We start from the raw sequence: 3,218 nt of genomic DNA, 5'->3' as shown, positions 1-3,218 counted from the left end.
GGGGGTGGGCGGCGGCGGTACCCGCCCGCGGGCCCGCCGGGTAGGCTAAGACGAGCGCGCCGCCCGCCCCGAGGCCCGCACGCTGGGCGGGCGGCCGGGCGGGCGCCCTAAAAACCTAAGGACTTGGACGATTACACAGTGAAAGGCAGGGCCTTCGTGCTGCGCTCACATCTCGCCGGGGAACTCCGCAAGGCGAACGTCGACGACGAGGTCACGCTCACCGGCTGGGTGGCCAGGCGCCGCGACCACGGCGGCGTGATCTTCATCGACCTGAGGGACCGCACCGGCCTCGCGCAGGTCGTCTTCCGCCGCGAGGACGTCGCCGAGGCGGCCCACGACCTGCGCAGCGAGTACTGCATCAAGGTCACCGGCGTCGTCGAGGCCCGCCCCGAGGGCTCCGAGAACCCCGACCTGCCCAGCGGCGAGATCGAGGTCAACGTCACCGCGCTGACGGTGCTCAGCGCGAGCGAGGCGCTGCCCTTCCAGGTCGACGAGCACCAGTCCGGCGGCGAGGCCGGCGAGGAGGCCCGCCTCAAGTACCGCTACCTCGACCTGCGCCGCCCCGAGAAGGCCGCGGCCTTGAAGCTGCGCTCCAAGGCGAACGCCGCGGCGCGCCGCGTGCTCGCCGCCCACGACTTCACCGAGGTCGAAACCCCGACGCTGACGCGCTCCACCCCGGAGGGCGCGCGCGACTTCCTCGTGCCCGCGAGGCTTCGCCCCGGCAGCTTCTACGCGCTGCCGCAGTCCCCGCAGCTCTTCAAGCAGCTGCTCATGGTCGCCGGCATCGAGCGCTACTACCAGATCGCGCGCTGCTACCGCGACGAGGACTTCCGCGCCGACCGGCAGCCCGAGTTCACCCAGCTGGACGTCGAGATGTCGTTTGCCGAGCAGAAGGACATCATCGCGCTCGCCGAGGAGATCATCTCCGAGGTGTTCAAGGAGATCGGGGTGGAGGTGCCCACCCCGATCCCGCACATCACGTATGCCGAGGCGATGCGCCTCTACGGCTCCGACAAGCCCGACCTGCGCTTCGGCATCACGATCACCGAGTGCACCGAGTTCTTCAAGGACACGACCTTTAGGGTCTTCCAGAACGACTACGTCGGCGCCGTGGTCATGGACGGCGGGGCCTCCCAGCCGCGCCGCCAGCTCGACGCGTGGCAGGAGTGGGCCCGCCAGCGCGGCGCGAAGGGCCTGGCCTACATCCTCGTCGGCGAGGACGGGGAGCTCTCCGGCCCGGTCGCGAAGAACATCACCGACGCCGAGCGCGCCGGCATCGCCGAGCACGTCGGCGCGAAGCCCGGCGACTGCATCTTCTTCGCCGCCGGCGATCAGAAGTCCGCCCGCGCGCTGCTTGGCGCGGCCCGCGGCGAGATCGCCCGCAAGCTCGACCTCGTCGACGACGACACCTGGGCGTTCACCTGGGTCGTCGACGCGCCGCTCTTCGAGCCCGCCGCGGACGCCACCGCCGACGGCGACGTCGCGCTCGGCAACTCCCAGTGGACCGCCGTGCACCACGCGTTCACCTCCCCGAAGGAGGAGTGGCTCGACAGCTTCGACGAGCACCCCGGCGAGGCCACCTCGTACGCCTACGACCTCGTGCTCAACGGCAACGAAATCGGCGGCGGCTCGATCCGCATCCACCGCCCCGAGCTCCAGGAGCGCGTCTTCAAGGTCATGGGGATCAGCGAGGAGGAGGCCCGCGAGAAGTTCGGCTTCCTGCTCGACGCGATGTCGTACGGCGCCCCGCCGCACGGCGGCATCGCGTTCGGCTGGGACCGGATCATCTCGCTGCTCGGCGGCTACGACTCCATCCGCGACGTCATCGCGTTCCCGAAGTCGGGCGGCGGCATCGACCCGCTCACCGACGCGCCCGCGCCGATCACCCCGGAGCAGCGCAAGGAGTCCGGCATCGACGCGAAGCCGAAGAAGAAGGACGACGCCTAGCAAGAAAGGCGTCGCCGCCCTTCAACGCCGCGCACCGCGGCCATTTAAGGGCACCGACCAACCCAAAGAGACGGTGAGGGACATGGCAACCGACGAGGACCGGCCCGGCGAGCCTGGCGGCGTGGCAGACGAGCACCGCGACGTCGTCGCCGCGGCGGAGGCGCTGCTCTCTAGGCGCTTCGGCGGGCAGCAGCGCGCGCTCGCCGCCGAGGATCTCGGCGGCAGCGGCGCTGCCCTCGTGCTCAGGCTCAGGCTCGCGGCCTCGCCGTTCCTCCAGGACCGCACCGTCGTGGTGAAGTCCATCCCCGTCACCGACGACGAGCTCGACGACGCCGCGCTCGTCCGCGAGGTCGTCGCCTACCAGTTCGCGACCTCCCTGCCGGAGGCCTCGAGGCCGGGCCCGACGGTCCTCGCCTACGACATCGCCGAGCGCATCATCGTGCTCAGCGACCTCGGCGACGCGCGCACCTTCGCCGAGCTCATGGCCGAGCCCGAGGGCAGGATCGGCCACCTGCGCTCCGTGGGCCAGGCGCTCGGCAGCCTGCATGCCGCGACCGCGGAGCGCGAGGGCGAGTTCGAATCGCTGCGCAGCCTCATGGCTAGGCGCAACCCCAAGGCCTCCGCGATCAACCAGTACCGGCAGCTCGCCCACCACCACGCCATCGAGTGGGGCGCGGGCCTCCTTAAGGACGCGGGCATCGCCGTGCCCGACCCCGTGCGCGAGCTCTTAGAGAGCGCCGGGCGCCGGCTGCGCCGCGGGCTGCGGGCCTTTAGCCCGGGTGACCTCTCGCCGGACAACATCGTCTCCACCGGCCGGGCCCGCTTCCTCGACTACGAGTGGGGCCGCTTTAGGGACGTGAGCTTCGACATCGCGAGCATCATCGTCGACTTCCCCCAGTACCCGGGTGTTGCGCCGCTCACCGAGGAGGAGGTCGGCGCCCTGATCAGCGCCTGGCACCGGGAGGCCGACGAGCGGGTGCTCGGCGGCGCGGAGCCGGCCGTCGTGCGCGCGATCGTCGCGGACGCCGTCGTCGCGCTCGCGGTGTCCGCGGTCGCGGAGATCCACGCCGGCGACCCGCACAACCTCGTCGCGGAGCTCGCGAACCGCCGCGGCTTCGACGCCATCGGCGTCGACGAGGGCCTCAAGCTGTCGCTCGAGGGGATCATCACCGGCGAGCCCGCCGCCGGCGAGCTCGCCGACGCGGCGCGGCGCCGCCTGGGCCTCACCGCTCTCATCGCCGAGCGCGTCGCCGCGGCGGCCGCCGAGGAGC

General features: G+C 71.8%; 2 protein-coding genes. Both read left to right on the top strand.

Features of this window, described 5'->3' with window-relative positions:
• Positions 1-156 precede the first annotated feature (156 nt).
• The gene (gene aspS, locus HMPREF9719_RS03820; protein ID WP_004601881.1) at positions 157-1,947 is read left to right on the top strand and encodes an aspartate--tRNA ligase; all 1,791 of its coding nucleotides are present in this window, start codon (positions 157-159) and stop codon (positions 1,945-1,947) included.
• An 82-nt stretch (positions 1,948-2,029) separates the two neighbouring features.
• Positions 2,030-3,218, top strand: a 1,189-nt coding sequence (locus HMPREF9719_RS03815; RefSeq protein ID WP_004600651.1) for a protein kinase family protein, incomplete at its 3' end; no start/stop codon positions are given.

The organism is Corynebacterium otitidis ATCC 51513, from assembly GCF_000296405.1.
Lineage (GTDB): Bacteria > Actinomycetota > Actinomycetes > Mycobacteriales > Mycobacteriaceae > Corynebacterium > Corynebacterium otitidis.
Note: the sequence above shows the minus strand (reverse complement) of the source record. Positions and strands in the feature narration are given on the sequence as shown.